Raw genomic sequence first — 24273 nt, 5'->3', positions numbered from 1 at the left:
TACAGCTCAAGGCAATTCCGCCCAAACAGAGCTGAAAATATCACAACGCCACTCATGCTCTTTTTTAAGATCAGGCGACACCTTGACCTTGGCAAGCTCGATGCTCGAAATTTCCTCTGATTCCATCACCACCTCCAGCCTGAGCGGCCCCCTGGGGAGTTCAAAAGAGAGGTCATATTCCCCGGCGGCGGATTGCTCAAGCTCCAACTTGGCGAGGTCCTTGGTAAAATAATGGGCGTAATGCCCCACCACCCTTATCTTGACCCTTTTGCCCGGTTTTGCCGCGTGGCCTTTCCGAGTCAATACCAGCTTCATCTTAGCGAACCCCGGCAGATAAAGATCAGGCAACCAAAGATGATAATACCCTTTTTTATTGACCTCCTGGCCCAAATATTGGCCTTGTTTCTGGCGGAGCTTCCTTTCCAGATCAGAAAGTGGCCAACCGGCGTTTTCCACCTCCAAATATGACAAGGGCACAGATGCCATATCAGCCAGGGATCTTAAAAATTCTTGGCCTGATTTTTCCTGCATTTTTCTATAGTTCGCCAAAAATCCGGGGTGCTTTTGCTTAAGTTCCTCAATGGTTTTCCGGGCCTGGCTCCCTTTACCCAAAGCCTTTTGAGCTACGGCCCTGAACAAAAGGGCCTCTGGGATATTTTTTTGCCTTATTTCCGAATTTTCCCAGGCCTCAAGCACACCTGCCCAGTCTTTAGCCCTGGCCAAAAGGGGCATCATCTGAACCGGTGAAGGATACACCCCCATCCAAAGCACCTGCTTTTTATCCACCTCATTCAAGCTCAGACCGTAGGCATTGGGGGTTAAGGGCAATATTTTTCTCACCGGGCTGAAATAGCCCCTGGCAAGCCCGCCGGACTCCACTTTCAGGGGAAATCCATAATGCGGTCCCATGAAAAAGCTGGTCTTGGCATGCCCCAGGGCCAGGTATCCCATTCGCCCCAGGCCGTGATTGGCATAAATCAGGCTTTTCCTTGGCTTGGGCGTGCAATAAAGATCCATGACCCGGTCCCAGTCCCAGGGTGTATTCATGAACCATGATTTCTGGGGCATTATCCGTAGATGGGTCCTCAAGACCAGGGGATCGTATTTTCTGGCCCGGCAGTTGAAAAAGCTTATCTGCGGGTTTTCCCAGTAACCGCTGCGCAGCTTGAAAACCTTTAAGGGCTCGGCCAGATCGGTCCTTAACAAATCCTGGTTCCAGACCCTTTCTATGGCCAGCATATCATGGGGCTTTACGGATTTTGGACATGCCTTTTGCCGCAAGACCTTTTCAACCGTTGCAGGTTTATATTTGACTTTGGGCAGATAATGAGGCCAAAACGCCATACCGCTGGAAAAGGGGGCCTCTGCCCACAAGATGGAGCCTTTGGGCATATACTTTTGCATCCAGTCCAGGGCAAAGCCGCGGGTGTCCGGCTGACGCGCCAGCCAGGCATCGCTTATTCCACCCATTCCGTGCAGTAAAAGAGCCACCAGGCCCATCACCAGGACCACCCTTTTAGCAGCTATATTCCGATTGATTCTTTGCCAGATGAAAAAGAAGCAAAATGCCGCACACAAGGATAGGTAAGGTGTGAGATTCACCAGATCCCAATCCCTCAAGTAACGCAGCCTGAAGCCGAAGATTAAAACCAGGGAGCACAAGGCTGGCGCCAAAAAAACCCAGTCCGCTTTTTTTCGCCTGGACAAAAGAGCCAAAAGCCCGCCCAGGCCTGCGGCCAGCCACCAGGGGGAGAGCCGATATGACAAGGCCTGCCAAAAATAGGAAAAGCCCAACCACGGGCTGTAGCCTCGACCGGCCCTGTATTGGCGTGCAGACTCCTCCTGCAGATTGGCCCACCATCCCATGGGGTCCAGCCAGGCATAGGGTGTGCAAATTAAAGCGCCCAGGGCGGATACCAAAAGAGCTGCCAAAAGCAGTTTATGATCCCGGTTTGGCTTCAAAAAGTGAGCCGCCAAAACCGCTATGAGGATATAGCCGCCATAAATCTTGGTGGCTGCGGCCAGACCGGCCGCCAATCCTGCCGCCAGGTAGTCATACCAGTTATCCTCCTGAAAAATGCGCACGGAGAATAAAAGGGCCACAAAGACCCAAAAGGTCTGGGGAACCTCGCCCATTGCCTCCCAGGAATAGGTGAGGTGCAGGGAATCAAAGGCAATCAGAAAAGCGGCCAGGATGCCGACGCCCCTTCCCCACAAACGCCGGGCCACTAAAAAGGCCAACAGCGGAATGCAGGCCCCGATCAGGGATTGGAATCCCCTTACCAAAAGGATATAAACCGAAAACTCAGGCAGGGTGAAACTGGTGAGCACGGCTGAGGGTTGTTCCAGGGGCAGAACAGCGAAAAGGGCCTTTAATATGGCGGCATACATATAAATATGCCCCACCGGGTAGCTCGTGGGCGGTATAAGGTCCCCGGCCATGAAACTCGGCAAAAGGGCCAGTTGTTTGGGTGTGTCGCAATGGCAGATAAAATCCGGCAGCCCATGGACTATGCCGCTTAAACGCAAGCCCAAACCGGCCAGCAATACCAGGCCCAGCAAAAAAGGCCACAAACGGTCCAGGGAATCTTGGCCGGTTTGGTATTTCCCCCACAGCAGCCCCAGGCCCAAAGCCAGTAAAAAGGGAAGAAGCAGCAAAAAAAAGAGCCCTTTTTCCGCGAGGGGCTCCCAGAAATACCAGCCCAAAAGGGCTACTATCAAAAGGGACCAGAAAAGGCTTAAATTGATGCGTTCCTGCCAGCTCGGGGCAATGCGTTTCAGCGCCCTGGCCAGGGCATAATCCAACAGGCCAAGCAGGCCGCCTCCCGCCGCAAAACCAATAGCCAGTCGCAGAAAAGGCTCTTCCCAAGACACATTGCTCAGATAATACAACTGTGATCTGAGCCCCAGTAACGCACCGGCCAGCACAGCCGGGACCACGGACCATATTCGCATTTATCAATCCCAAAAGAGAGGTGGGGCAGGCGTCTCAATACAGAGGGCCGCGCGGTTAAGCTTTTCCCCGGACGCGGTCGGCATAAAAATTGCCCGAGCTTTTCTTTTCCAAAAGGGGATGATCAGCCAATAATATGCCTTCAGGCAATGAAACCTCCCCCCCAAAAAGACTCAATCCCGGTTGGATTTTTCCCCTAATTTAATTCAACGGACTTTTTTCGATACTTATTTAATGCCGGATTCAGCGCGTATCTGCAAATAAAAACGACGTTTTACCATTGTTCCGGCACAAAAATTATTTCCGGCTAAACTTGTATCCTGAATTGACAGCATGTTACAGAACATACTTTTTTGTCAACCGGCATTTAAGTGTAAGGATGTGCAGATACTTGTTTCAGCAAGGCAGGCGGGAATCGATATTATTCAGCTTGTGCATTTGTTTTTATCAGGCTGTTGGCAAACAGCCTGAAAGCGGGCCATAAAACACCTCGAAAATCTTTGGTTTTTCGGGTGTTTCATGGCCCGTCGAATTGCGAGGCTTTCTTAAGACGAGTAATTAAAGCCACTTGGCAAAACCCAAGTTTTTGCCAGATGGCCTCTGACAAAGCCCAGGAGGACTTTGTCAGCAAACATCATTCCCTAACAGCCGAGCCCGCTTCTCTTTTAAGCAGGTCAAGGGCCTGATCCCTTTGGCTATAAAGGCGTTTGGGGGTTCTTTCCCCCCTGGTTTCAATAAGATAAGCAGCCATCATCGGCAGGGCTATGGTGCTGTCCGTATAGCAGACCACAGTATGGGGCAATGCGCCTGGATCCACCTTGCCCCAGCTAACCGCCTCGGAAGGTGTGGCCCCGCTCAAACCGCCGGTATCGGGTCTGGCGTCTGTGACCTGCAGGAAATAGTCATGGCCTTTTTCATCGATGCCCAGGACCTCCTGCAAATGGGGCTCTGTCTGCAGCATGAAGTTCTTGGGCGAACCGCCGCCCAAAATCACCACCCCGGTCTTGCCGCCCTGACGTTTGGCGTTCAGGATAAGGGCCGCGGTTTCATTGACATCCCGGTTCACATCCCAGTCCGGACCGATCCCTTTCAGTTTCATGGCGGCGGCGTTCATGCCTATGGAGGAGTCGCCCGGGCTTGAGGTATAGACCGGTACATCCATCTCCTGGCAGGCGCTCAAAAGGCTCACATCGCCCAACCCCAGGATGCGCTGCCGCTCTCCCAGGTAACGACCGATATGGTGATGGAACTCGGCCGACCCCATGGTGCGGTTGAACTCCGGGGCTTCCAAGACCTTTCTGAAAAAGGCGTCTGTCTTAAGCAACACCCTGTAATCCATTACTATATCGTAGATGCGCACCAGGCCCTCTTCCCTTAAGCGGCAGTCATCCGCATAGGGGCTGGACTGGTGGAGATCAAGCCCCAGGGCGAAATGGGCATCGTGATACAGATTGGCCCCGGTTGAAATGATGAAATCCACAAACCCCCGTCTTACCAGGGGAGTAAGGCAGGATGCCCCCAGGCCAGCCGGAGTGAGCGCGCCGGTCACGGTCAGGCCCACGGTTACATCTTCCCTGGCCATGAGATTGGACCACAGCATGGCCCCTTCCCTGAGCCGGGCCGCGTTATAAGCGGTGAAATGGCTTTCGACCATTTCCTTGATGGTCACCCCCGGGGTCATGGGAGGCGGGGCAATGGAAGGCCCCTTGTTCAGATGATTCATTATCCCTCCTCTAAAGAGGCCTGCACCCCAGGGCAAGTCCCAGGGCGCGGTAAAGCAGCCTGGCGGCGGTGAAGTCCGAGACCGCCTGACCGGCCAGGGGCGCCAGTTCCACCACATCCAGACCTATGATCTCGTGTTTTTCCGCCACAGCCAAAAGCCAGTCTGTGAGCTCATGCCAATAAAGCCCGCCCGGTTCCGGAGTGCCGGTGGCGGCCAGACAGGACGGGTCCAGGCCGTCCAGGTCCAGGCTCAGATAAACCGGCCCTTGTATACCGGAAAGCGACGTATTTATCCAATCCGGATTTTTGCGTATCATATGGGCCCACATGGGCTTGAGGCCCTTTTCCTTTACCAGCGCAGCCTCAGGCGCGGAACATGATCTGGCGCCCAGGTGCCGCACATCAAGCCCCAGGTCCAGGGCCCGTTTCATCACACAGGCGTGGGAAAGTTCTGTGCCCTCATAGGACTCGCGCAAATCCAGATGAGCATCCAACACCAGCACTGTGAAGTCCGCACCCCTTTTGCTGGTGAGAGCCCTTAAGGCTCCCAAGGTAATGGTATGCTCCCCGCCGATCATGGCCGGCAACCTGCCCGCCTCAAGCTCCTTGGCCACTGCCTCCTCGATCCGGGCAAGCGCCTTTTCCGAACCGCCCCGCACATCAACCGCAGGCAAAGTCAAGATGCCCTGGTCTATGGGTTGGGTCATCAGCACTTCGTCATAGAGTTCCATCTGGCAACTGGCCATGACAATAGCGGCCGGGCCGAGGGATGTTCCGGACCGGTAGCAGACAGTCTCTTCCAGGGGAACCGGAATAAGCGAGGCCCTGGCTTTTTCAGGATGCGGCCCGGGTATTCCTCCAAATGTCAACATTGAAGTTTCTATGACTGATCCTCCTTTTAAAACAGTATGTTGGCGACAGTATAGGACCGGGTTGCAAAGGCTGCAACAAAGGCGCAAAATTTAAATTTCAACCCGCTATATTTTAAAGTTGACTAGCTATATTTTACCGGTAAAGTAAGTCGCGCTGTGGCTTATATTGCCCTTTTTCAGACCCCTTAAGATTATAATCAGAACATAGGTCCTGAACTGACGCGAAAGATGTGTTTTTTACAGGAACCGGTCTTAAGAGCATCCTTTATTTAAGCCCCCAAGGCTTGTGCGTGGAAAGGAGTGAGGCAATGCTTGTACCCAAGTACATCTACCTCACCAAAGGTAAGGGTATCCACAGGGAAAAACTGGCCAGCTTTGAATTGGCCCTGCGCGATGCAGGCGTCTCGGCCCAAAACCTGGTCTATGTGTCCAGTATTTTTCCCCCGCACTGTAAACTTATCTCCCGGCAAAAGGGAGAAGCCATGCTCAAGCCTGGCCAGATTCTTTTTTGCGTCATGGCCAGGAACCAGACCAATGAGCCGCACAGGCTTTTGTCCTCTTCCATAGGCCTGGCCCTGCCTGCCGACGGATCCCACTACGGGTATCTCTCCGAACATAAGGGTTTTGGCGAAAATGCCCGTCAGACCGGTGATTACGCCGAAGACCTGGCCGCTGAGATGCTGGCCAACTCCCTTGGCATTGACTTTGATATTGACCAGAGCTGGGACGAAAAAAAGCAGGTTTTCCGCCTTTCCGGAAAAATCGTGCGCACCAGCGCCTGCACCCAAACCGCTGTGGGCCCCAAGGAAGGTAAATGGGTGACCACAGTGGCGGCGGCGGTTATGATCATGTCCTGGATGGAGACCGAAAACAACGGTTAATCATCTGATCTGAGAGAGGCCCATGTCCAAGGCAAGTGACTGCGGAGTTTTGCAACTGCTGACCGGCCTGGGCCTTGCCCGAATAAAGACCAAACCTGATTACAGGCGATTTTCCGGCCAGGTGCATGCCATCTGGCCGGAAACTTTTGAAGCCGAACTTGTCCTCGAGGGAATTCAAGCCCCTCACCTGGCCTGGACCATGCTCTTCCGCACCCTGGTAAGGGGTTTAAGGGGTAATCCTCTGCACCCAAGGCCCCTGGACCAGGACAGTCCCGAACTTGCCGAAACCGTTTTGACCTTTGTCAAGCTACATCTAAGAATCCAAAAACACCTGCCCGACCTGGTTCTCTGGCCCGAACAGGGGCTTGACGCAGACCAGCTCATCGGAGACGGAGGCTGGTGCGACCTCTGCGGCCAATGCTGCTGCCACGCAGGCACTGTGCCCCACCCGCCCCAGGGCATTGACTATCCGCCCTTTTTTTATCACGCCCTGGCAGGCGAGACCCTTTACCCCCAACCCTTTTGCCCTTTCCTGTTCCAGGCGATGGGCCAACCCGCCTTTTTCTGCGGGATCCATCCCGTCAAACCCATTGCCTGCAGCCGGTTTGACAAAACCGATTGCGAAAGGGGTAGCCAAGGGAGAGGGTGCATCACAAATGACAGTTAAGGACCAGATACGGTTACAACCCAAGCACTTTTATCAATTTGGCATAAATATTTGAGGCTTTGGAGAGCTTGGGGTTTCCGTTTTTGGCCTGGCCATTGGCCATTATCACAATGTCGTATCCCTTGTAATGCATGACAATACAGGTATAGGCATTGCTGTAATTACCGGTGTGCCCCACCCCGCCGTGAAAGCGGGCCAGGCCCAGGCCATAGGCAAGACCAGCCGGTTTTTGGCAGTTCAGAAATTCCCTTTGTAGAGCCCTGGTCTTGCGCTTTATTAAGCTTCCCTCTGCCATGGCTTGCGCCCAGACAAGCTGGTCAGAGCCTGTTGAAAGCATGTTCCCGGCTGACCAGGCGACCGAAGGCTGCATGGGGCAGACAGACTTCACCACCTTGCCCTTTTGGAACAGATAACCCTTGGCAAAGGGTTGAGGCATGGCGCAGGAGACGGCAACCAGGGTTTGTTTCAGGCCAAGGGGTTTGATTATGCGCTTTTTTACCTGCTCGCTGAAACTGCTCTTGGTCAGCTTTTCTATGATCATGCCGAGGATTATGTAATTGGCATTGTTGTAATCAAACCTGGTTCCAGGGGCGCAGACTGTGTAATTGCTGAATTTGACCAACTCCCCGGGGGTGAAGTTGCGGTTGGGCTCGTCCTCCATCAATGCACCGAATTTTTTATTAAAACTGTAGTTTCCCAAACCGCTGCGCATTTGAAGAAGATGTCGAATGGTGATCTTATTGCCGCCTGTAATGGGAAAATCCAGGTAGTCGGCCAACGGCCGGTCCAAAGCCAGGAATCCTTCTTCCCAAAGTTGAAGTATCACCATTGCGGTGTAGGTCTTGGTCACACTGCCGATTCGCATATGCATAAAAGGCGACATGGGTATTTTTTGAGCTAAATCAGCCCAGCCTGCCGCACCTTTCCATATGCGGTCTTTTGGGCCGCGCACCCAGGCGATGACTCCAGGCACCTTGAACTCAGATAAAGACTCCTGCAGACACTTATCCAACCTCTGGGCCAGGGCGGGATTGAATTTGGCAGGTTCGGCCCAGGACAAATCCGCTGTGAAGAGCAAGATTAAAACGACAACAATATGGAAAACCGGTTTAAACCGGAGAGGAATACCAACAAATAAACCAGACAGCCTTGCCGAATCTGTTCTCAGGGGCCTTATCTGTGCCATTCTGATTCTCCTTACGGAAAAAAGCCGCCCACAAATCAGTTTAAACAGCCGCAAAATTATTTATTCACTGCCCTGGAAAAGCGGGCCATAGACTCATCAACCATAAAAGACGCCTTGCCATTTGAATCCAACTCAAAGGTGACCAGTTCTATGCCCGGTTCTTCGATCGACCAGTTGGGCCGTTGAAAGGAGTTGTAATGCCAATGGGACAACCCTACTTCTTTTGTCTGGTACCGGTAACAGAGGCTTTCCTTTTTCAGGCTGATCTGCACCTTGCCGAAATATGGATGCTCATACTCCCCGCAGAAATCCTTTAAGGCCAGGCTGGGTTTGGTGTCTTTTTTGCGGGCCTTGCGGCGTTTCAGAATGCCCTCTTGCACCGCAGCCCGGTCCATTTTCTCCAAAGCCATAAAATAGCCATTCCAGTCAGCCTGTCTGCGGCCCAGCAAACGGTCCAAAAGTTCATACATCAACACATCGCGCAACCGGGTGCAGTCCAGATTGCTTAAAATAACAAAACCGAAATCCTTTTCCGGCACCAGGGCGACCAAGGCGGTCATTCCGTCTATGTTGCCACCATGGTGAACCACCTTTATCCCTTGATAATCCTGTAAAAACCAGGCCAGGCCATAACCCAGAAAATGAGCCCCGGGCAAGGCCTCGGTTGGATAGGGTATGGGCATGCTTATCTGAGGCGAGCGCATTTGATTGACCGTTTTGGGTTTCACCATGGTCTTGCCCTTCCACACGCACCCGGCCAACTGAAAACGAAGCCATTTCGACATATCCGTGATATTGGAATTTATGGCCCCGGCCGGAGCCATCATATCCACGCTGCGGTATTTGATCGGCTCAACCTTGCCGTTTTCCAGCACATGGGGAGCAGCCAGATTCTTTTGGCCGGAGAGCTGCCTTATGCTGGTGTTGCTGCTTTTCATTCCCAAGGGGGCAAAAATGCGTTTCTGAATGAACTTGTCCCAGCTCACACCGGTTAGCGCGGGAATCATCTGGCCTGCCGCCAAGAACATCAAATTGTTGTAATGCCATTTGGTGCGAAAAGGAAAGGCCATGGGCTCATATTGCATGCGCGCCAGAATCTGCTCGCGGTTTAAGTAGTTCTCTTTCCATATCCAAAGGATATCGGCTCCCTTTAAACCGCTGCGATGGGAGAGCATGTCGCGCAGGCACAATATGCCGCTCACCCAGGGATCGGAAAGCCGAAACCGCGGCAATATCCCCACAACCGGGGTGTCCCAATCAATCTTTCCCTCATCGACCAACATGGCCAGGGCGGTTGCGGTGAAGGCCTTACTGGAAGAACCGATCGCAAACAAGGTCTGCGAATCAACCGGAGCCGCCTCCCCCAGCTTACGCACCCCAAACCCCTTGCTGAAAACAAGCTTCCCATCCTGCACAATCGCCATGGCCAGGCCGGGCACCTGCCACATTTTCATTGATTTTTCGACATCTGCCTCAAAACCCTCCAGGGACAAAGCAGATGAATTAACAGGTGTGAAAAGAGCGATAAGCCAAATCAGTATCATCAACTTGAACCTGAATTCCCGCTGAAAAGATCTAAGCAAGGCAAGAGGTCGCTTAAAATGCGTGATCAACAAAACCATGATTCCGCCCTTCTTATGTTGCCTGGGGGCTTTGTTTGACAGAGGGAGGCAAATACTATGAAACAGATCGAGTCAGGAAACATAATCGCGCTTAAGTGAAGAGAAAGTCAAATAATTCCATGATGGTGGGGGGGATTGGATCAGGTCGGGGAAAAGAATTTGGTTTGTGTTGTTGTTTGACGGAGTTTTTGCTTTGTTTAAACGGATGAATGTGAGAGACGGAAAAACTAAAGGGGATTTTACTGATTAGGTAATTACCTCCGATCTGCCCGGCCAGGGGCTGAAAAACACCTGAATCGAGCAACTTTGTCCAAGCTCTTCTTTTCCGAGTTGTGTACCATGACAGACAACAGAGGATGAAAAATGGCAAAGGCAACCAACAGTTTCAAATTTCTGGATACAGGGCGCTCAAGGGGAGTGACGGTCCTCAATGCGGTTATGTCGGATTTTTCCTACGGCAAGCACGCGCATGAGGAGTTGGCCATTGGGGTGACCACCAAGGGCGTACAGGAATTTTCCTGCAAGGGAAGCAAATTCAGGAGCTTGCCCGGCAATATCATTCTGTTTAATCCCGGTGAAGTGCATGACGGCAACCCCGGCCTGGGCCAAACCATGAAATATACAATGCTTTATCTGAATCCGAGCAAGTTCTACCCGCTCATGGGATGCGCAAGCAATCAGGACTTGAACGAATACCGGATTCCCCGAACACACTTTGCAGACCCTGTTCTGAGCTCCCTGGTTTTAGAGATATCCCGCAATGCTCTTGAAATAAATAATTCCCCCTTGGAGTGCGAGCATGGCCTTTACAGGATAGCTAGCCGGGTTTCCAAGATAATGGGCATATTTCAGCCCAACAACTGGACCGGGGTGAAGGATGCAGAGCTCTTGAGAGTGCGGGATTATATTCACGACAATATTGAAGAAGATATCTCAATCGATGATCTCAGCCGGGTGGCCAATATCTCCAAATATCACCTCATACGCATATTTCGCAGCCAGTTTGGCCTGACTCCCCACCAGTACATCCTTAACCACAGGATCAACCAGGCCCGTGAAGTATTGCGAAAAGGCTTTTCCCCAACCCGGGTGGCCCATGAATTCGGCTTTTACGATGCAAGCCATATGAACCGCCATTTCAAGCGGGCATATGGCGTCACGCCCAAACAATACCAGTCCCAATTGACTGCATAAGGTTTCACCCATGCTCGGAATTCTGCTTCTAGCCATTGGCGTTATGTACACCCCCGGCCCTGTGAATATCCTCAGTTTGAACTGCGGAGCCCAAAGAAAGGTCAGCGCCCACGCGCCGTTTTGCCTGGGCGTGGCGGTCGCCCTGTCCTTCTGGTTTATCCTGATCGGTTATACGGGAAGCATGGTTATCAATGAAAATCTGCTGCCGGTCATTTCCGGTGCGGGAGTCTGCTTTATCCTGTATCTGGCCTATAAGATATTGACGAGCAAGGTCCAGACCAATGGCGCGAGTGAACCTCCTGCCCTGCTTACCTTTAAAGACGGATTTTTGATGCAGCTTTTAAACCCCAAGGCCATGCTGGTGGTCCTGCCTGTCACCACCATCCAGTTCCCGGCAGCCGGAATACAAGGCATATGGATCACTGTCTGGTCCGTCGGCCTTGGCGCGCTGGGCTTTGGCGCTCCCATGCTCTACGCAGCCTTAAGCTCTTTCATCACCCGGCATATCAGCGGCACAGGTTATTTGAAATACTTAAACATCGTCATGGGCCTTATGCTGATCGCCGTTGCGGTGGATATGGGTTATCACCATGTGTATGCGGCGATTTTGGGGCGTTAGAAGGATTCCTTTTTGTGGGTCTTAAGTTCTAAACTGCTCAGTATTTCAATTTATGCAAGAAAATATTGCCTCTGTCTCGCAGGAAACACAAGATACAAGTTGAATTGCATTCTTCCATTGAAGTATATGCTGTTGTAAAATCAGTAAAAAGGATTCGGTTAAAACCCTAATCGTAGAAACCAAATATGGCCAAGGAAAAAAAAGGTAATCTTAAGCCTGTAATCAACGGTATTGATCAAATCATTATAAAATTGAACGATCAGTGGTTAATCCGTTCAGGAATAGCATTTATTCCTATTTTTGGAATACCAGTAAACGAGTTCCTGTCATCAAGGGCTAATAAACTCACCCTACAAAGGTGGGAAATTTTATTCCAGGAAATGGCAGAAAAGGTATCTAAACTTGACGAAGTGAAGATAAATAAAGACTTTTTAAAAACAGAAGAATTTTATGACCTACTTCTCAAGGCTATGGATGGGGCCGCTAAAACTAGGCACAAAGAAAAGATAAAAATCTATACGCATATTTTGGTGAGCGCTGCCATTGAACCAGATAATTCGAACCAAGATCCTGAACTGTACTTGACCATACTGACAGAGCTTTTACCCATTGAGTTAAGAGTGATTAAGGATCTGTACGAGCTACAAAAAGACAAGCCACTCTCTGGCGAAAAAATAACCGAATGGGAAAGATCTCATAGCTGGAAGAAACTTTCAGAATCTACTAACATTGAAGAATTCACACTTAGAATGATCTTACAGCGTCTTGAAAGGACCGGTTTAGTAACCCAATTGATTGGATACGTCGATACAATGGATTCCGAAGGCCACTTTATTATTAGTGACCTCTTAAAAGACTTAATTAGCTTCTTGAACAAACCCGACTTGATGGAGTAACATACCATATGTCCTTTTCAATTTCCAAAAAACTCCCCCTAAATTGTTCGTTTTTATTACTCGGGATATAGCTTACACTACGGATAGATAATACACACTCCCCGGTCGAGTCAAACGGACGGGATTATAGATAATTTTTACTTTACTGTAACAGAGTCTTGTAATAGTATAGTGAATTTATTGTCCTTTTTACTTATTAAGTAATAAAACCGAGGAGAAATAAAAAGATGACGAGAAGAGCTAATTTTTAGTTGCATTATATAATTTTTAAAAAGTAAAAACATACCACAGTGAGTAAAACGAAACACGATGGCGCATAATATAATCAAGCTGTACCCACGTCCCATGAATTGAAGAGAAGATCCTTATACCTCAGGAAAACTTATCTTATTAAATCTGGGTTCTATCTGGCAGTATTAGAGTGAAAGTCAGGTTATCTATGGGATATTATTTTCAATATGTAGCCCGACAGTATCTTGACATTTTTCATCTTACACAACATTTTATATCACTTAAAAAATGATAATTTTAATTTCATGGATAACCACTTAGTTACAGAAAAATGACCAAATCGCTCAAATACATCGCTTGCAGCTCTTGTTTTAAAAACCAAGGATTACAGTTAATTGCCAGTTCACTTGGAGAAAAAACACCTGATGCTTGTCCGAATTGTGCTGCAACTGAAGGAGCTAAACTCACCGAAAATTTATTAATAAAAATGGCCCGCTTATTCTTCGAGTGGGGATCTTTTAGGCGAATGGACTATGGAGGTGCTCCGCTCATCAAACTTAATGACCGCCGCAGCGATAGTGAGGTAAACTTCCCTTATCCTTTGTCGAATGATGTAGATTTATTAGAGGATCTTTGCGGTATAGAACTATTTTATTACGGAACTAGATTATGGATGATCGGAGAAATATAACCTCTTCGTAAACTCCAGAATCCAGCAACCTACATAGAAATTATTGACCGTATTTTTATAGAATACCCATCTGTAATATTAGAACCAGACGCACCTTTCTATCGTATTAGGAAAGATCCGAAGAGAGCAGACTGTCCTGAAGAATACGATAGCCCACCTATTGGAATAGCGGGCAACGGACGTTTTGACGCACCAGGTTTTCCCGTATTGTACGCATCTCCAGACATTGAGGTATGTGTTCACGAATGCCGATTTACGGCTGAAGATGAACTTTATGTGGCAACTTTAAATGCAACCAACTCCTTGAATCTGCTTGATCTCACGGCCATTCTCGAAGAAGATGGAACAGAATTTGAGAGCCTAGACATCGCAATAAACATGTTATTCCTGGCTGGTAAGCATTCTTACGATGTCACCCGTACGCTAGCGATGGCTGCAAAATCAGCAGGATTTGATGGCTTGACTTACCCATCCTATTTTTCTGAATTAAAAACGGGAGTAAGGCCATTGAGGACAACATATGGCATATCAAACAGAAAAGTTCCTCATTACCAACAGATAGAACAATCATTGTCAGTGCCAAACTATGCGCTTTTTGGTTACCCGATAAAAAGTGGCCGTATTTCCGTGAAGTGCATCAACAAAATGTTTATTAGTCAGGTGAAGTATGGATTTCACTTTGGACCTGTCAAAATCTAGTAAATTATTCCAGTGAATTCTCAATGCTAAAGTAGAGTGAGGACGCCCCGAAAGCAGTCTCAGCCACTAGGTTAGGATTTGGCCCTTTTGAGGCGCCCCCAAGAATATGCTTGCTGCTTCTCTTGGCTTACTTAAAGTGATTTCAATTTTTCCGGGTAAGTCTCTTTGATCAAAGAACGGGCCAGAATCCGGGCAGGGTCAATCAAACCGACACCCGCATGAGAATCGGCCGGCAAGGCCAGTGGCAGCTCGGTGCAGCCCAGGATCACCGCAGCCGCACCCTGCTGCCCGAGGGCCCGCACAGCTAATTCCACCGTTTTGCAGGCCATCGGGCTAACCGGGTTTGATTGCGCCTTTATCCCATATTCGGGATGGTATATTGCCGAGTGGACTTCTTGAGCCAAGGCTTCGTCGGGCAGGATTGTGGGGATGCCGCCCCGGTCCAGATAGTCCTTATAAAGACCGCTTTTATAAGTGCCCATGGTGTTGAGCACACCGATGGGTGCATGGGTGCCGAATTTTGCCTTCAGTTCCCTTACCACCTCTGAAATCATATTTAGCAGCTTGATGTGGTGTCCGCCCTGTTTTAAGCTCGCCTCTATCTCGGGAAATATCTCTGTGGCATGGGCCGTGTTACAGGGAATCCCGGCCACACAGGCTCCGACCGATTCCAGCATTACAATGATCTCATACAAGCTCTGGGCGGGGTTGGCTACATCACGCTTCAACAAGTAGCGGGTGCGGTCATTTATATGAGAGGGCAAGGAAGCCAGAATCACCGGCAAATGCTCCTGGTCGCTACGGGCGATAGTGTGGTCGTAAATCTTGCGATTTAGATCCAGTCCGGCATAGGGCCCCACCCCACCGACAATTCCGATAATCTTTTCTTTGCTTATTCTCTGTTCAGCTTGCTGCATAATCTGAAGTAATGCGATCCCCAAATAAATTTAAGCCCAAACCAAAAACCATTGTCTGTCAGGAACAGACCCAAATCGCCAGATCCGGGCAAATATCTTGACAGATGCCGCAGTTGACGCATTTTTCCGGATCCGTCTGTTCCACATAGCTGGCACCCTTGGCGTTGCGCTTCTGGGATATTTTCAACACCTGCTTAGTACAACTGACCACACATAAGCCGCAGCCCTTACAGACTTGCTCATCCAGGCAGACGCTCATATCAGACTCCAATATTCTTTAGGATTTTAACTATTTCTTGGGGAGTGCGGGCAGTGCTCGCGCCAGCCTTGGAAAGGGCGGCGAGCTTACTGGCGGCAGTGCCTTCCTCGCCTTCCACTATGGCTCCGGCATGGCCCATCTGCGCTCCGGGAGGTGCCGAACGTCCCACGATCATGGCCACAACCGGTTTGCTCATATGTTCTTTGATGTACATGGCCGCGCGGTGCTCCAGCTTACCGCCGACCTCGCCCAGCAACACCACCGCCTTGGTTTGGGGATCGTTTTCATACTCCCGCAGCACCTCTTCATGGGTGGTGCCCCAAATCGGGCCGCCGCCGATGCCCACCACTGAAGACTGCCCAATACCCGCTTCTGTCAGCACCCGGCAAACCTCATAGGAAAGCGACCCGCTTTTGGAGACCACACCGACTGATCCTTCCATTAGCATCTGGTGGGGGTGTACTCCCAGTTTGCACTTGCCGGGCGAAATCAAGCCGGGAGTGTCCGGCCCCAGCACCCGGCAGCCGGCGAGTTGGGCATAGCGCATGATGCTTACAATGTCGTTTTCCGGTATCCCCTCTGTAGTAAGCACTAAAAAGGGAATCCCAGAGGAAATAACCTCATAGGCCGCCATTTTGGCAAATGCGGCCGGGACATAGCTGATAGCCGCATCTATTTCGTGTTCAGCCACTGCCTGTGACACAAGATTATAAACCGGGATGCCGTACACTTTTTGTCCGCCCTTGCCCGGCGTAACCCCAGCCACTATTTTGCTCCCATACTCCTTCATGATGCTGGTCTGGAAAGACCCTACATTTCCGGTAATCCCCTGAACAAGAATACGGGTGTTTTCATCAATAAATATAGGCAAGATATCATCTCACAACCTGAACAGCCTGACGGGCTGTTTCAAATAGATCCGCCTGGGCCTTGATGCCGTGAGCGGCCAGAATTTGGATGCCTTCTTCAGCTTTTGTTCCGCACATACGCACGGACACCGGCACTTGGCTGGGATTCTTTTTTAGGTATGCGTCTATGCCTTCGGCCACCTGATCCATACGAGTAAGTCCGCCGATCAGGCTGATAAGCAGAGACTTAACCCCGGTATTCGCCATGACGATCTCCATGGCCTGCTCAGCCGCTTCGGCAGCCGCCTTGCCGCCCATCTCGCAAAAATTGGCCGGTTTGCCCCCCAAGTCCTTGACTAGGTCCAAGGTGAGCATGCCGGTTCCGGCGCCGTCAGCGATAATGCCGATATCTCCATCCAAAAGTACATATGAAATTTCATACTTATCGGCCAGCTCTTCAGCATTTGAGCGCTCTTGGACTATGCGGTCGGACTGTTCTTCCTTGAGTTTTTGCCTTTGTTCTTTGAAGCGGTAAGCGGCATTATCATCAAGGATAATTTTCCCATCCAGGGCGCAAGGGCCCTGATTCGTGATGGCCAAGGGGTTGATCTCCACCAGGGTGGCATCCTGATTACGGAGGATATTCCATAAACCCCGCACAACCTTTTTGAATTCCGCATCAGCCGGTATGCCCAAACCCGCAGCCAAGCCCTGGATGTCATAATCCATGAGCCCTACCAAAGGATCTATCCTTTTATGTAAGATCTTGTGGGGCGATTCCTTGGCCAGCTGCTCGATATCCACCCCGCCTTCCCGACTGGCCACCAGCATGGGCCGGTTGGCCTCCTTGTCATTAAGGCAGCATAGGTATATTTCCTGCTTTATATCCACGGCCTCTTCGGCCAGCAGGGTTTTAATCCGGTAGCCCTTGACCTCATTGTCAAGCAATGCTTCGGTTACGCTCCGCGCCTCATCCAGGCCATTGACGAGGTGCACTGCACCTGCCTTACCCCTACCGCCCACCGGAATCTGGGCTTTTAAAACCACAGGATACGACAACCCCTCAAGGTCTGATACTCCCTCAACCAGTTGAGATGAGGGAATTGGTATCCCGTTTTGGGCCATAATTTTTTTTGCCTGAAATTCTAGTAGCTTCATGGCTAATTATCATCCCACTCAGGTTAGTTTTCCGCAGCCAGCCCAACGCCGCTTTCAGCAGCCTTCAGGTTGGCATCCAGGAACTTGGCAGGAACATTGGCGGTTATGATCTCCAGGAGGTCATCTTTGCCGAACAATCCGGTCTTTTCCTGGAGATAGCCCAACATCACCATATTGGCCGCCAGCTTCACCCCGATATCCGTTGCCATGCGGGTTGCCGGAACCTCCCATATGGTGATGTCGTCGCGCTCTGGTTTTTGCACGAACTCAGGATCAATGATCAAAGTACCCCCCTGCTTTAGGGTTCCCAGGAACTTGTCCAACGCGGGCTGGGACATGGCAACCAGCATGTCCATGACGTCGGCCAAGGGTGATTCGATCTGACCGTCTGAAACGATTACTTCTGCCTGGCATTCGCCGCCTCGGGCTTCGGAACCGTAGGACTGCATCTGCACCGCGTTTAAACCAGCCTTTGTAACGGCGGTGGTTCCCAATATTACGGCCGACAAGACAATGCCCTGGCCGCCGAAACCGCAGAATCTGATATTCAAATTTTTGCTAGTCATGCTGATCCTCTCCCTTGTCAACAGACAGAACTGCCCATAAAGACAGGTTTTTGTTTGTTTACAAAGGTTCCCTGCACGAATTTGCCTTCCAGCTCCGCCTGTGACATGGTTTCGGCTTTTTTAATAGTCACGGAGTTTTTCTTGATCCACTCCAGACCGTCAACCGCGCTGCCGGTCCCCAAAGCCCGTCTACCAAAATTGGTGGGGCATTGAGTAACGATCTCCACCAGGGAAAAGCCGGTATGGTTTATGGCTTCCTTTATCGCCTTTTTAGCGCCTTTTGGCTTGGCGGTGGACCAGCGGGCAACATAGGTTGCACCAGCGGTCTCGGCCAGCTTACAGATGTCAAAGGGCTCTTCCGCGTTACCGTAGGGCGTGGTGGCCGACTTAACGTGCAGCGGAGTTGTGGGGGCCATCTGACCGCCGGTCATACCGTAGGTAAGGTTATTGACCACGATCATGGTCACATCCAAATTACGGCGGCAGGCGTGAATAAGGTGGCCGCCGCCAATGGCGCTGGCATCACCGTCTCCTGCGAATATCACCACCTTGAGCTCAGGTTTGTGCAGCTTGATGCCGGTGGCCCATGGGATAGTTCGGCCATGCACTCCGTGCAGGGCTTCGGCGTCTATATAAACCGGAATCCGGGCTGCGCAACCCACCCCGCCGATACCGACAAACTTGTCAAAATCCAGATGGGTCTCATCAGCCGCCTGCAAAAAGAAGTTGAGCACCTGGGCCGCTCCACAGCCCGGGCAAAAGAAATGCGGCAAAGAATTGGGCCTGAGATATTTCCATAACGGATGCTGTGTCACTTGGCCGCCTCCTCGATTGCGCTAAGAATTTCGGTGGTGGTGTGTATCTCACCGCGGTTTTTCAATATCCTTCCGGTCTCGCAATTGGGACCACAAACCCTTTCCACCTCATTGGCATATTTGCCGATATTCATCTCCACCGTCAGCACCTTGCGCACCTTTTCCGAAAGGGTTTTCAGGTGCCGCTCCGGCACCGGCCATATGGTGTCCAGCTTGAGCACCCCGGCCTTGATTCCTTTATCGCGGGCCAGCCTTGCGGCTTGGCGCGCAGGCCTGGCCACGCTGCCATACGCCACCAAAGCGATATCAGCATCATCCAGCAAAAACTCCTGAACGCTAACTATGTCATCATAATTAGCCAGCACCTTGTTGGTGATGCGGTGGTAAAGATCCTCGAACACATTGGGGTCCCATGCGATGCCGCCCTTTTCGTCATGGGGATTCAATGAATGTAAAATTCGATAACCGTCTCCGAAATCGGGCAGAGGTGGAGCTTGGTTATCCGTGGCCTTAAAGGGCAAGAATTCTTCTTTGGGTACGTTTGGTTTTTTACGCCGTTCAATATGAATTTCATCCTCCGGCGGAATTACCAGCTTTTCCCTCATCAATGCGATTGTGGTCTCGGACATGACCATGACCGGAGTGCGATATTTTTCGGCCAAATTAAAGGCCCGCACCGTGAAATCGAACAACTCCTGTACTGATGAGGGAGCAAGCACTATATGTTCGTGGTCACCACTGGCTCCCCAGCGGAACTGCATGACATCAGACTGGGTGGCATAGTTCTCACCCCGACATCGCATCACATCCACCATTACTATGGGTATTTCGGAGGCCACGGCATATCCGATGCCCTCTTGCATATAGTTGAATCCGGCGCTGGCCGTTGCGGTCATTGCCTTGGCTCCGGCCAGGGACGCCCCGCTCAAAGCGTAGATGGAGCAAAGCTCGTCCTCGCCCTGAAAGAAGACGCCGCCGGTCTTGGGCATTCTTTGAGACATGTACTGCGATATCTCATTGGCCGGGGTTATGGGATAACCCGCGAAAAAATCGCAGCCTGCGGCCAGGGCCCCCTCCACCACGGCATGGTTGCCCAGCATGAAGTGGGTGCCCGATAGAACCTTTTTATCCGTGTTTGGCATATCAGTTTCCTATTTTCGTTATGTCCGCCCAGGTCCTTGCCGGATCAGGCGATTTTGTTGCAACCTTTAGAGTTCCTTAAAAAAGCTTTCCATCCGGGCCATGCACTCTTTGATTACTTCAGGGCTGGCCGCATAGGAAAGACGCAGGAACCCTTCAGCGCATTCCCCAAAGGCCACTCCGGGCACACATGCCACGTGGCGCTCATCCAAAAGCCGGGTGGCCAGTTCCACCGACCCCAGATCACTCTTGTAGGAGGGGAAGCAATAAAACGCGCCTTGAGGCTCAACTGACAAATCCAAATATTCAGATTGCGTGATGAGTTCAATCATCAGTTCACGATTTTGGCGGTAGATTTCCTGCATCCCCTTTATCTGACCGGCGCTCTCGCTGCTGGTCAAAGCCTCGATGGCGCCCCATTGGGCGAATGAGGTCACACTGCTGGTGGAATGGGAATAAATCTTCAGCATTCCTTCCACGACCTCGGGCGGGGCAACCGAATAACCCAACCGCCATCCGGTCATGGCATAACTTTTGGAAAACGCGTTCACTGTGATGATGTTGTCAAAATCCGAGCCCGGGGAGTAGTGCTCCTGCCCGTAGATCTGGTATTCGTAGACCTCATCCGACATAAGCAATGCCCCGTACTTGGCGGCAATTTCGGCCAGAGAGCCCAAGGTCTCCTTGCTGAATACCGCGCCCGAGGGATTGCAGGGCGAGTTGACCACCACAATCTTGACCGTATCGTCCATTACCACAGAAAGACGGTCCAGATCGGGGGAGAACCCAGTATCCGGGCTGGATGGCACCCGGATAACCTCGGCCCCGTTAATCTGAGCGGCGGCCTCATAGCTCACCCAGGCCGGGTCCAACAGCACCACCTTGTCCCCTTTCTGGAGCATAGCCGTAAATGCCAGGTAAATAGAGAATTTACCTCCGGCGGTTACCACTACTTGATCGGGGGTGGCCTTGATGCGGTTTTCCTTTTCAAGCTTTTTGCATATGGCTTCCCTGAGAGGCAGTACACCCGCTGTGGGCTGGTATTTGGTCTCACCCCGCAAAAGAGCCTGGATGGCGGCCTGTTTGATATTATCCGGGGTATCAAATGCGGGCTCACCCACGCCCAGTGACAAAATGTCATCCACCCCTTGTTGTCTCATTTCCTTAACCCGGTTATCCACTGCCTCGGTAGCCGATGCTTCAAGCTCCACTATGGGACCTGCCAGGTATTTAAACTCCATTTTGTCTCCTTTTTGCTGCGCCAAAGGCCCGTTGGCGGCAACAGTCCCTGGCGCCGGCGCAGACTTTTCCCGTAAAAGTCTTTTTTCGGCATACGTAGCGATAAAATAAAAACTTCTGTTAAGATGGAGCCACTAGGGCTCATATAATATTTTGTTTACTTACGACATAGGCTGTTTAAGCCGCCGCACTTTGAACGGAACTTCCCTCAGACAATGCCTGACTTTTCGGCATACGCCTTTTTTGGAAAAATACTATTAATGCAATAACCAGGAAGGCTGGTAAATAGAACCACTGTTTGGCGATCCGCTCTCTGGGCAGCTGCATTTGGTACAACTCCCAACCGGACATAACACCGCTTTTCGCTATTTCCCTGCCGGGTAAAACCGCAGAGGCTATGACCTTTTCACCCTCAACCTTGAACACAACTCCCGCATTCCTGGAGAGGCGCTGTTTTCCCGGCTTGCCAGCAGCCCCCAAAGGAGTCAGAACCACCCTGCTTGTATCCTCACCGCTAAAATTACGCCCCCTGAATAACAAGCGTATTTTCTGTCCGTCTGGCTGCTTTTCGGCGATTTCCATAATATTCTTGACCGGAACCTGGGCATATTTTTCCTGAATCTGATCAAGCCAGAACGAAGGGTAGAACAGGGTGAAGGCAGCGAGCAACAAAACCGCGCTTTCCCAAAGATGGCTTTTGGTTATGAAATACTGTTGGCTGGCGGCGGCAAATACCAGTATGGCGACCACAGCGATTATGAATACGAACAGGCCATACCAAAATGAACTGACGCCAAACAGGAGCAGTTCCTGGTTGAATAGAAAGATAAAGGGCAAAATTGCGGTGCGCAGACTGTAGCCGAATGAAATAATGCAGGTCTTCATGGGGTTGGCTTTGGCAACCGCTGCACCGGCAAAGGCATCCACAGCCACCGGAGGAGTGGTTCCCGAAATCAGGCCGAAATAGAACACGAAAAGATGTATGGCGAACGGTTCCACAGACAGCCCGTTTTGGGAAGCAAGCTGCACAAAAGGCTGGGCCATAACCGATGCCACCACAATGTAGTTTGCCGTACTGGGCAATCCCAGACCGAGCACTACACACATGACCGCGGTGAACAAAAGCATCAAGAGTACATTGTTGCCGGAGACGGTTGATATGATGTCGGTCATCAAAAGACCCACACCTGTGAGAGATACAACACCTACGATGAAACCGGCAGAAGCCATTGCGATGGCCACCGTGACCATGTTGCGCGATCCGTTCACCATTCCATGGAACAGGTCTTTAAGTCCCTCCTTGAACATTTCCGGAGTCAAACTCTGTTTTCTGAACAGGGCAACCAAAGGACGCTGACTGATCAGCATCACCAGCAAACATAAAATGGCCCACTGGACTGAGAACCCAGGTGAAAAACGCTCCACCATCAGGCACCAAATAAGCACTCCCACCGGCACCACATAATAAGCTCCGGCCAAAAGAATGGACTTTACGCCCTTTTGCGCCTCTAAGGATATTTCGTCTCCCAAGAGGTTATCCGGCTGACGAGAAGACAGATACAACAACAAAAGATAGGAAACCGACACCAGTAAGATAGCCGCCCACACAGTGTAGTCTCCAAACACGAACTTGAGCCCGGAGATGACAAAATAAATACACACACTGCTGACGATGACCAGAATCAGACAAGTTGCAAAAAGAAAGGCCTTTTTGAAGAAAGTGGATTCAACCACCCGCTTGGCCACTGGGATATTTTCTTTCAAGGCCTCAATATGAACAATGTAAAAAAGGGCCATGTAGGAGATGACCGCAGGCACGAAGGCGTGTTTGACCACGTCGTAGTAACTGATGCCCAGCATTTCGGCCATTACAAAGGCTGCCGCTCCCATGATGGGCGGCATGATCTGCCCATTCAAGGATGAAGCCACTTCGATGGCGCCCGCTTTCTCAGGAGAAAATCCCGATTTGCGCATAAGCGGAATCGTGAAGGTCCCGGTCGTGACTATGTTGGCGATGGTGGAACCGGAGATGAGGCCTGTCAGCCCCGATGAAACCACAGCCGCCTTGGCGGCCCCGCCACGGTAATGGCCCAGAAGCGCCATTGACAACCGTATGAAAAAGCTTCCCGCCCCGGCCCGGTCCAACAGGGAGCCAAACAGTACATACAGAAAGATAAAACCGTTGGATACGCCTATCGGCAAACCGAATATGCCTTCGGGAGTCAACCAAAGATGGTCCACAAATCTGTTCAAGGAAACCCCGGCATGAGCTATCACCGAGGGCATATACCTACCACCAAAAGCGTAGAGCGCGAAGACAGAAGCAACCAACACCATCGGTAAGCCCACTATGCGGCGGGTTGCCTCCATCAGACACAAAAGGCCAATTACCGAAATAACAATTTCCGCTACTGTGTGGGTTCCTCCCAAGCGTTCGGAGATGTCATCATAGAAAACCGTTACATACAGGCAACTGACAACGCCGGCAATACACAGGATCCAGTCAATTTTTGGAATCCTGGATTTAGGTGACTTAACAAAAGCAGGGAAGGAAAGTAATGCCAGAAAAAGGCCGAACGCAAGGTGAATGTTCCTCTGCTGATTATCATCGAACAGTAAAAAGTCCAGCTTGAGGGGCAATGGAGAAGCTATATATAACTGATAGCAAGCCCACAGAAAGGCAACCCCAATAAGAAGCCGGTAGATGTAAGGCCCGGGAGTTCTACCCCCGAAATCTTTTGCGGCCAAGGATTCTAATACGTTACTGTCCAAATCGTGATCCTGCACGCCAGTCTCCTAACCGGAATTTCAAATTTACCTAGAGAGTTATTAATGGGAGCGTTCAAGGAAGTTGCATCCCGTGCACCAACTTTTATGTCTAAGTAATGAGAGATAACCATGATTTAAACAAAAAAGCCGATTAGCATTCAATTTATATGCGGAGTATTTGTTGCTCCTCTCAATAAATACTTGTTCCAATCGGCCCTAAATTCACCAGCAAATCTGTTCCTGATTATGGGGAAGTACTCTACACTGGTATTTCGTCGGAATAGACATAACCACCAATGCAGTTGTACTTTCCCCGTAACGTTATTACT

The 24273-nt window shown here is 50.7% G+C and carries 21 protein-coding genes; 7 read left to right on the top strand and 14 right to left on the bottom strand.

The window, feature by feature from the left end:
- Positions 1-6 precede the first annotated feature (6 nt).
- From X474_RS04510 to speB, 3 genes are all read right to left on the bottom strand, one after another.
- On the bottom strand, positions 7-2955 hold the full coding sequence (locus X474_RS04510; RefSeq protein ID WP_082464143.1) for a glycosyltransferase family 39 protein: 2949 nt from the start codon (positions 2953-2955) through the stop codon (positions 7-9).
- 632 nt (positions 2956-3587) lie between these two features.
- Entirely contained in the window at positions 3588-4676 is a 1089-nt protein-coding gene (locus X474_RS04505) for a homospermidine biosynthesis protein (protein ID WP_044347054.1), read from the bottom strand.
- Between the two features lie 10 nt (positions 4677-4686).
- Positions 4687-5547 carry an agmatinase gene (gene speB, locus X474_RS04500; protein ID WP_044347053.1) on the bottom strand — a complete coding sequence of 287 codons (861 nt, stop codon included), beginning with the start codon at positions 5545-5547 and terminating at the stop codon, positions 4687-4689.
- 308 nt (positions 5548-5855) lie between these two features.
- Between speB and X474_RS04495 the strand changes: the two genes are divergently transcribed.
- Together X474_RS04495 and X474_RS04490 are read left to right on the top strand one after the other, a co-directional pair.
- A complete protein-coding gene (locus tag X474_RS04495; protein ID WP_044347052.1) occupies positions 5856-6428 on the top strand; it encodes a pyruvoyl-dependent arginine decarboxylase in 573 nt (190 codons plus the stop codon).
- A gap of 22 nt (positions 6429-6450) precedes the next feature.
- Positions 6451-7095 (top strand): hypothetical protein, encoded by a 645-nt coding sequence (locus X474_RS04490; protein ID WP_044347051.1) that lies wholly within the window; start codon positions 6451-6453, stop codon positions 7093-7095.
- A 13-nt stretch (positions 7096-7108) separates the two neighbouring features.
- Here the strand turns inward: X474_RS04490 and X474_RS04485 are convergent, their stop codons facing one another.
- Together X474_RS04485 and X474_RS04480 are read right to left on the bottom strand one after the other, a co-directional pair.
- Complete coding sequence (locus tag X474_RS04485) at positions 7109-8281, bottom strand: serine hydrolase domain-containing protein (protein WP_044347050.1); 1173 nt, start codon at positions 8279-8281, stop codon at positions 7109-7111.
- 56 nt (positions 8282-8337) lie between these two features.
- The gene (locus tag X474_RS04480; RefSeq protein ID WP_197281971.1) at positions 8338-9825 is read right to left on the bottom strand and encodes a serine hydrolase; all 1488 of its coding nucleotides are present in this window, start codon (positions 9823-9825) and stop codon (positions 8338-8340) included.
- 441 nt (positions 9826-10266) lie between these two features.
- On the opposite strand from X474_RS04480, the gene X474_RS04475 reads away from it, so the two are divergent.
- From X474_RS04475 to X474_RS04460, 5 genes are all read left to right on the top strand, one after another.
- On the top strand, positions 10267-11097 hold the full coding sequence (locus tag X474_RS04475) for an AraC family transcriptional regulator (protein WP_044347049.1): 831 nt from the start codon (positions 10267-10269) through the stop codon (positions 11095-11097).
- A gap of 10 nt (positions 11098-11107) precedes the next feature.
- On the top strand, positions 11108-11716 hold the full coding sequence (locus X474_RS04470) for a LysE family translocator (protein WP_044347047.1): 609 nt from the start codon (positions 11108-11110) through the stop codon (positions 11714-11716).
- Between the two features lie 185 nt (positions 11717-11901).
- Positions 11902-12612, top strand: coding sequence for an Abi-alpha family protein (locus X474_RS04465; protein ID WP_044347045.1), 711 nt, complete (start codon positions 11902-11904; stop codon positions 12610-12612).
- A gap of 562 nt (positions 12613-13174) precedes the next feature.
- Positions 13175-13534: a hypothetical protein gene (locus tag X474_RS26000; RefSeq protein ID WP_156360619.1), complete on the top strand. Its 360-nt coding sequence runs from the start codon at positions 13175-13177 to the stop codon at positions 13532-13534.
- A 33-nt stretch (positions 13535-13567) separates the two neighbouring features.
- A complete protein-coding gene (locus X474_RS04460; RefSeq protein ID WP_197281977.1) occupies positions 13568-14233 on the top strand; it encodes an RES family NAD+ phosphorylase in 666 nt (221 codons plus the stop codon).
- Between the two features lie 131 nt (positions 14234-14364).
- Here the strand turns inward: X474_RS04460 and X474_RS04455 are convergent, their stop codons facing one another.
- From X474_RS04455 to X474_RS04415, 9 genes are all read right to left on the bottom strand, one after another.
- Positions 14365-15150, bottom strand: a complete 786-nt coding sequence (locus X474_RS04455; RefSeq protein WP_044347043.1) for an aspartate/glutamate racemase family protein — start codon at positions 15148-15150, stop codon at positions 14365-14367.
- 58 nt (positions 15151-15208) lie between these two features.
- Positions 15209-15409, bottom strand: coding sequence for a 4Fe-4S dicluster domain-containing protein (locus X474_RS04450; RefSeq protein WP_044347042.1), 201 nt, complete (start codon positions 15407-15409; stop codon positions 15209-15211).
- Position 15410: 1 nt separating this feature from the next.
- Positions 15411-16280: a succinate--CoA ligase subunit alpha gene (sucD, locus tag X474_RS04445; protein WP_044347041.1), complete on the bottom strand. Its 870-nt coding sequence runs from the start codon at positions 16278-16280 to the stop codon at positions 15411-15413.
- A 4-nt stretch (positions 16281-16284) separates the two neighbouring features.
- Positions 16285-17415: a succinate--CoA ligase subunit beta gene (locus tag X474_RS04440; protein WP_044347040.1), complete on the bottom strand. Its 1131-nt coding sequence runs from the start codon at positions 17413-17415 to the stop codon at positions 16285-16287.
- Positions 17416-17438: 23 nt separating this feature from the next.
- On the bottom strand, positions 17439-17981 hold the full coding sequence (locus tag X474_RS04435; protein WP_044347039.1) for a 2-oxoacid:acceptor oxidoreductase family protein: 543 nt from the start codon (positions 17979-17981) through the stop codon (positions 17439-17441).
- Between the two features lie 17 nt (positions 17982-17998).
- Complete coding sequence (locus X474_RS04430; protein ID WP_044347037.1) at positions 17999-18796, bottom strand: thiamine pyrophosphate-dependent enzyme; 798 nt, start codon at positions 18794-18796, stop codon at positions 17999-18001.
- Positions 18793-19938 (bottom strand): 2-oxoacid:acceptor oxidoreductase subunit alpha, encoded by a 1146-nt coding sequence (locus X474_RS04425; RefSeq protein WP_052514860.1) that lies wholly within the window; start codon positions 19936-19938, stop codon positions 18793-18795. Before X474_RS04425 ends, X474_RS04430 begins: the two co-directional genes overlap by 4 nt.
- A 66-nt stretch (positions 19939-20004) precedes the next feature.
- On the bottom strand, positions 20005-21177 hold the full coding sequence (locus X474_RS04420; RefSeq protein WP_044347036.1) for a pyridoxal phosphate-dependent aminotransferase: 1173 nt from the start codon (positions 21175-21177) through the stop codon (positions 20005-20007).
- Positions 21178-21352: 175 nt separating this feature from the next.
- Positions 21353-23962 carry a TRAP transporter permease gene (locus X474_RS04415; protein WP_052514859.1) on the bottom strand — a complete coding sequence of 870 codons (2610 nt, stop codon included), beginning with the start codon at positions 23960-23962 and terminating at the stop codon, positions 21353-21355.
- Positions 23963-24273: the final 311 nt, after the last annotated feature.

Origin of the sequence: Dethiosulfatarculus sandiegensis (assembly GCF_000931935.2) — a bacterium.
GTDB classification, from domain to species: Bacteria; Desulfobacterota; Desulfarculia; order Desulfarculales; family Desulfarculaceae; genus Dethiosulfatarculus; species Dethiosulfatarculus sandiegensis.
The sequence above is the reverse complement of the archived record's forward strand: the minus strand, read 5'-3'. Positions and strand labels throughout refer to the sequence as shown.

What these genes read in the sequence shown, in the direction of transcription:
- X474_RS04510 (WP_082464143.1), bottom strand. Translation starts at nt 2,955, where the DNA reads ATGCGAATATGGTCCGTGGTCCCGGCTGTGCTGGCCGGTGCGTTACTG.
- X474_RS04505 (WP_044347054.1), bottom strand. Translation starts at nt 4,676, where the DNA reads ATGAATCATCTGAACAAGGGGCCTTCCATTGCCCCGCCTCCCATGACC.
- speB (WP_044347053.1), bottom strand. Translation starts at nt 5,547, where the DNA reads ATGTTGACATTTGGAGGAATACCCGGGCCGCATCCTGAAAAAGCCAGG.
- X474_RS04495 (WP_044347052.1), top strand. Translation starts at nt 5,856, where the DNA reads ATGCTTGTACCCAAGTACATCTACCTCACCAAAGGTAAGGGTATCCAC.
- X474_RS04490 (WP_044347051.1), top strand. Translation starts at nt 6,451, where the DNA reads ATGTCCAAGGCAAGTGACTGCGGAGTTTTGCAACTGCTGACCGGCCTG.
- X474_RS04485 (WP_044347050.1), bottom strand. Translation starts at nt 8,281, where the DNA reads ATGGCACAGATAAGGCCCCTGAGAACAGATTCGGCAAGGCTGTCTGGT.
- X474_RS04480 (WP_197281971.1), bottom strand. Translation starts at nt 9,825, where the DNA reads ATGATACTGATTTGGCTTATCGCTCTTTTCACACCTGTTAATTCATCT.
- X474_RS04475 (WP_044347049.1), top strand. Translation starts at nt 10,267, where the DNA reads ATGGCAAAGGCAACCAACAGTTTCAAATTTCTGGATACAGGGCGCTCA.
- X474_RS04470 (WP_044347047.1), top strand. Translation starts at nt 11,108, where the DNA reads ATGCTCGGAATTCTGCTTCTAGCCATTGGCGTTATGTACACCCCCGGC.
- X474_RS04465 (WP_044347045.1), top strand. Translation starts at nt 11,902, where the DNA reads ATGGCCAAGGAAAAAAAAGGTAATCTTAAGCCTGTAATCAACGGTATT.
- X474_RS26000 (WP_156360619.1), top strand. Translation starts at nt 13,175, where the DNA reads ATGACCAAATCGCTCAAATACATCGCTTGCAGCTCTTGTTTTAAAAAC.
- X474_RS04455 (WP_044347043.1), bottom strand. Translation starts at nt 15,150, where the DNA reads ATGCAGCAAGCTGAACAGAGAATAAGCAAAGAAAAGATTATCGGAATT.
- X474_RS04450 (WP_044347042.1), bottom strand. Translation starts at nt 15,409, where the DNA reads ATGAGCGTCTGCCTGGATGAGCAAGTCTGTAAGGGCTGCGGCTTATGT.
- X474_RS04440 (WP_044347040.1), bottom strand. Translation starts at nt 17,415, where the DNA reads ATGAAGCTACTAGAATTTCAGGCAAAAAAAATTATGGCCCAAAACGGG.
- X474_RS04435 (WP_044347039.1), bottom strand. Translation starts at nt 17,981, where the DNA reads ATGACTAGCAAAAATTTGAATATCAGATTCTGCGGTTTCGGCGGCCAG.
- X474_RS04425 (WP_052514860.1), bottom strand. Translation starts at nt 19,938, where the DNA reads ATGCCAAACACGGATAAAAAGGTTCTATCGGGCACCCACTTCATGCTG.
- X474_RS04420 (WP_044347036.1), bottom strand. Translation starts at nt 21,177, where the DNA reads ATGGAGTTTAAATACCTGGCAGGTCCCATAGTGGAGCTTGAAGCATCG.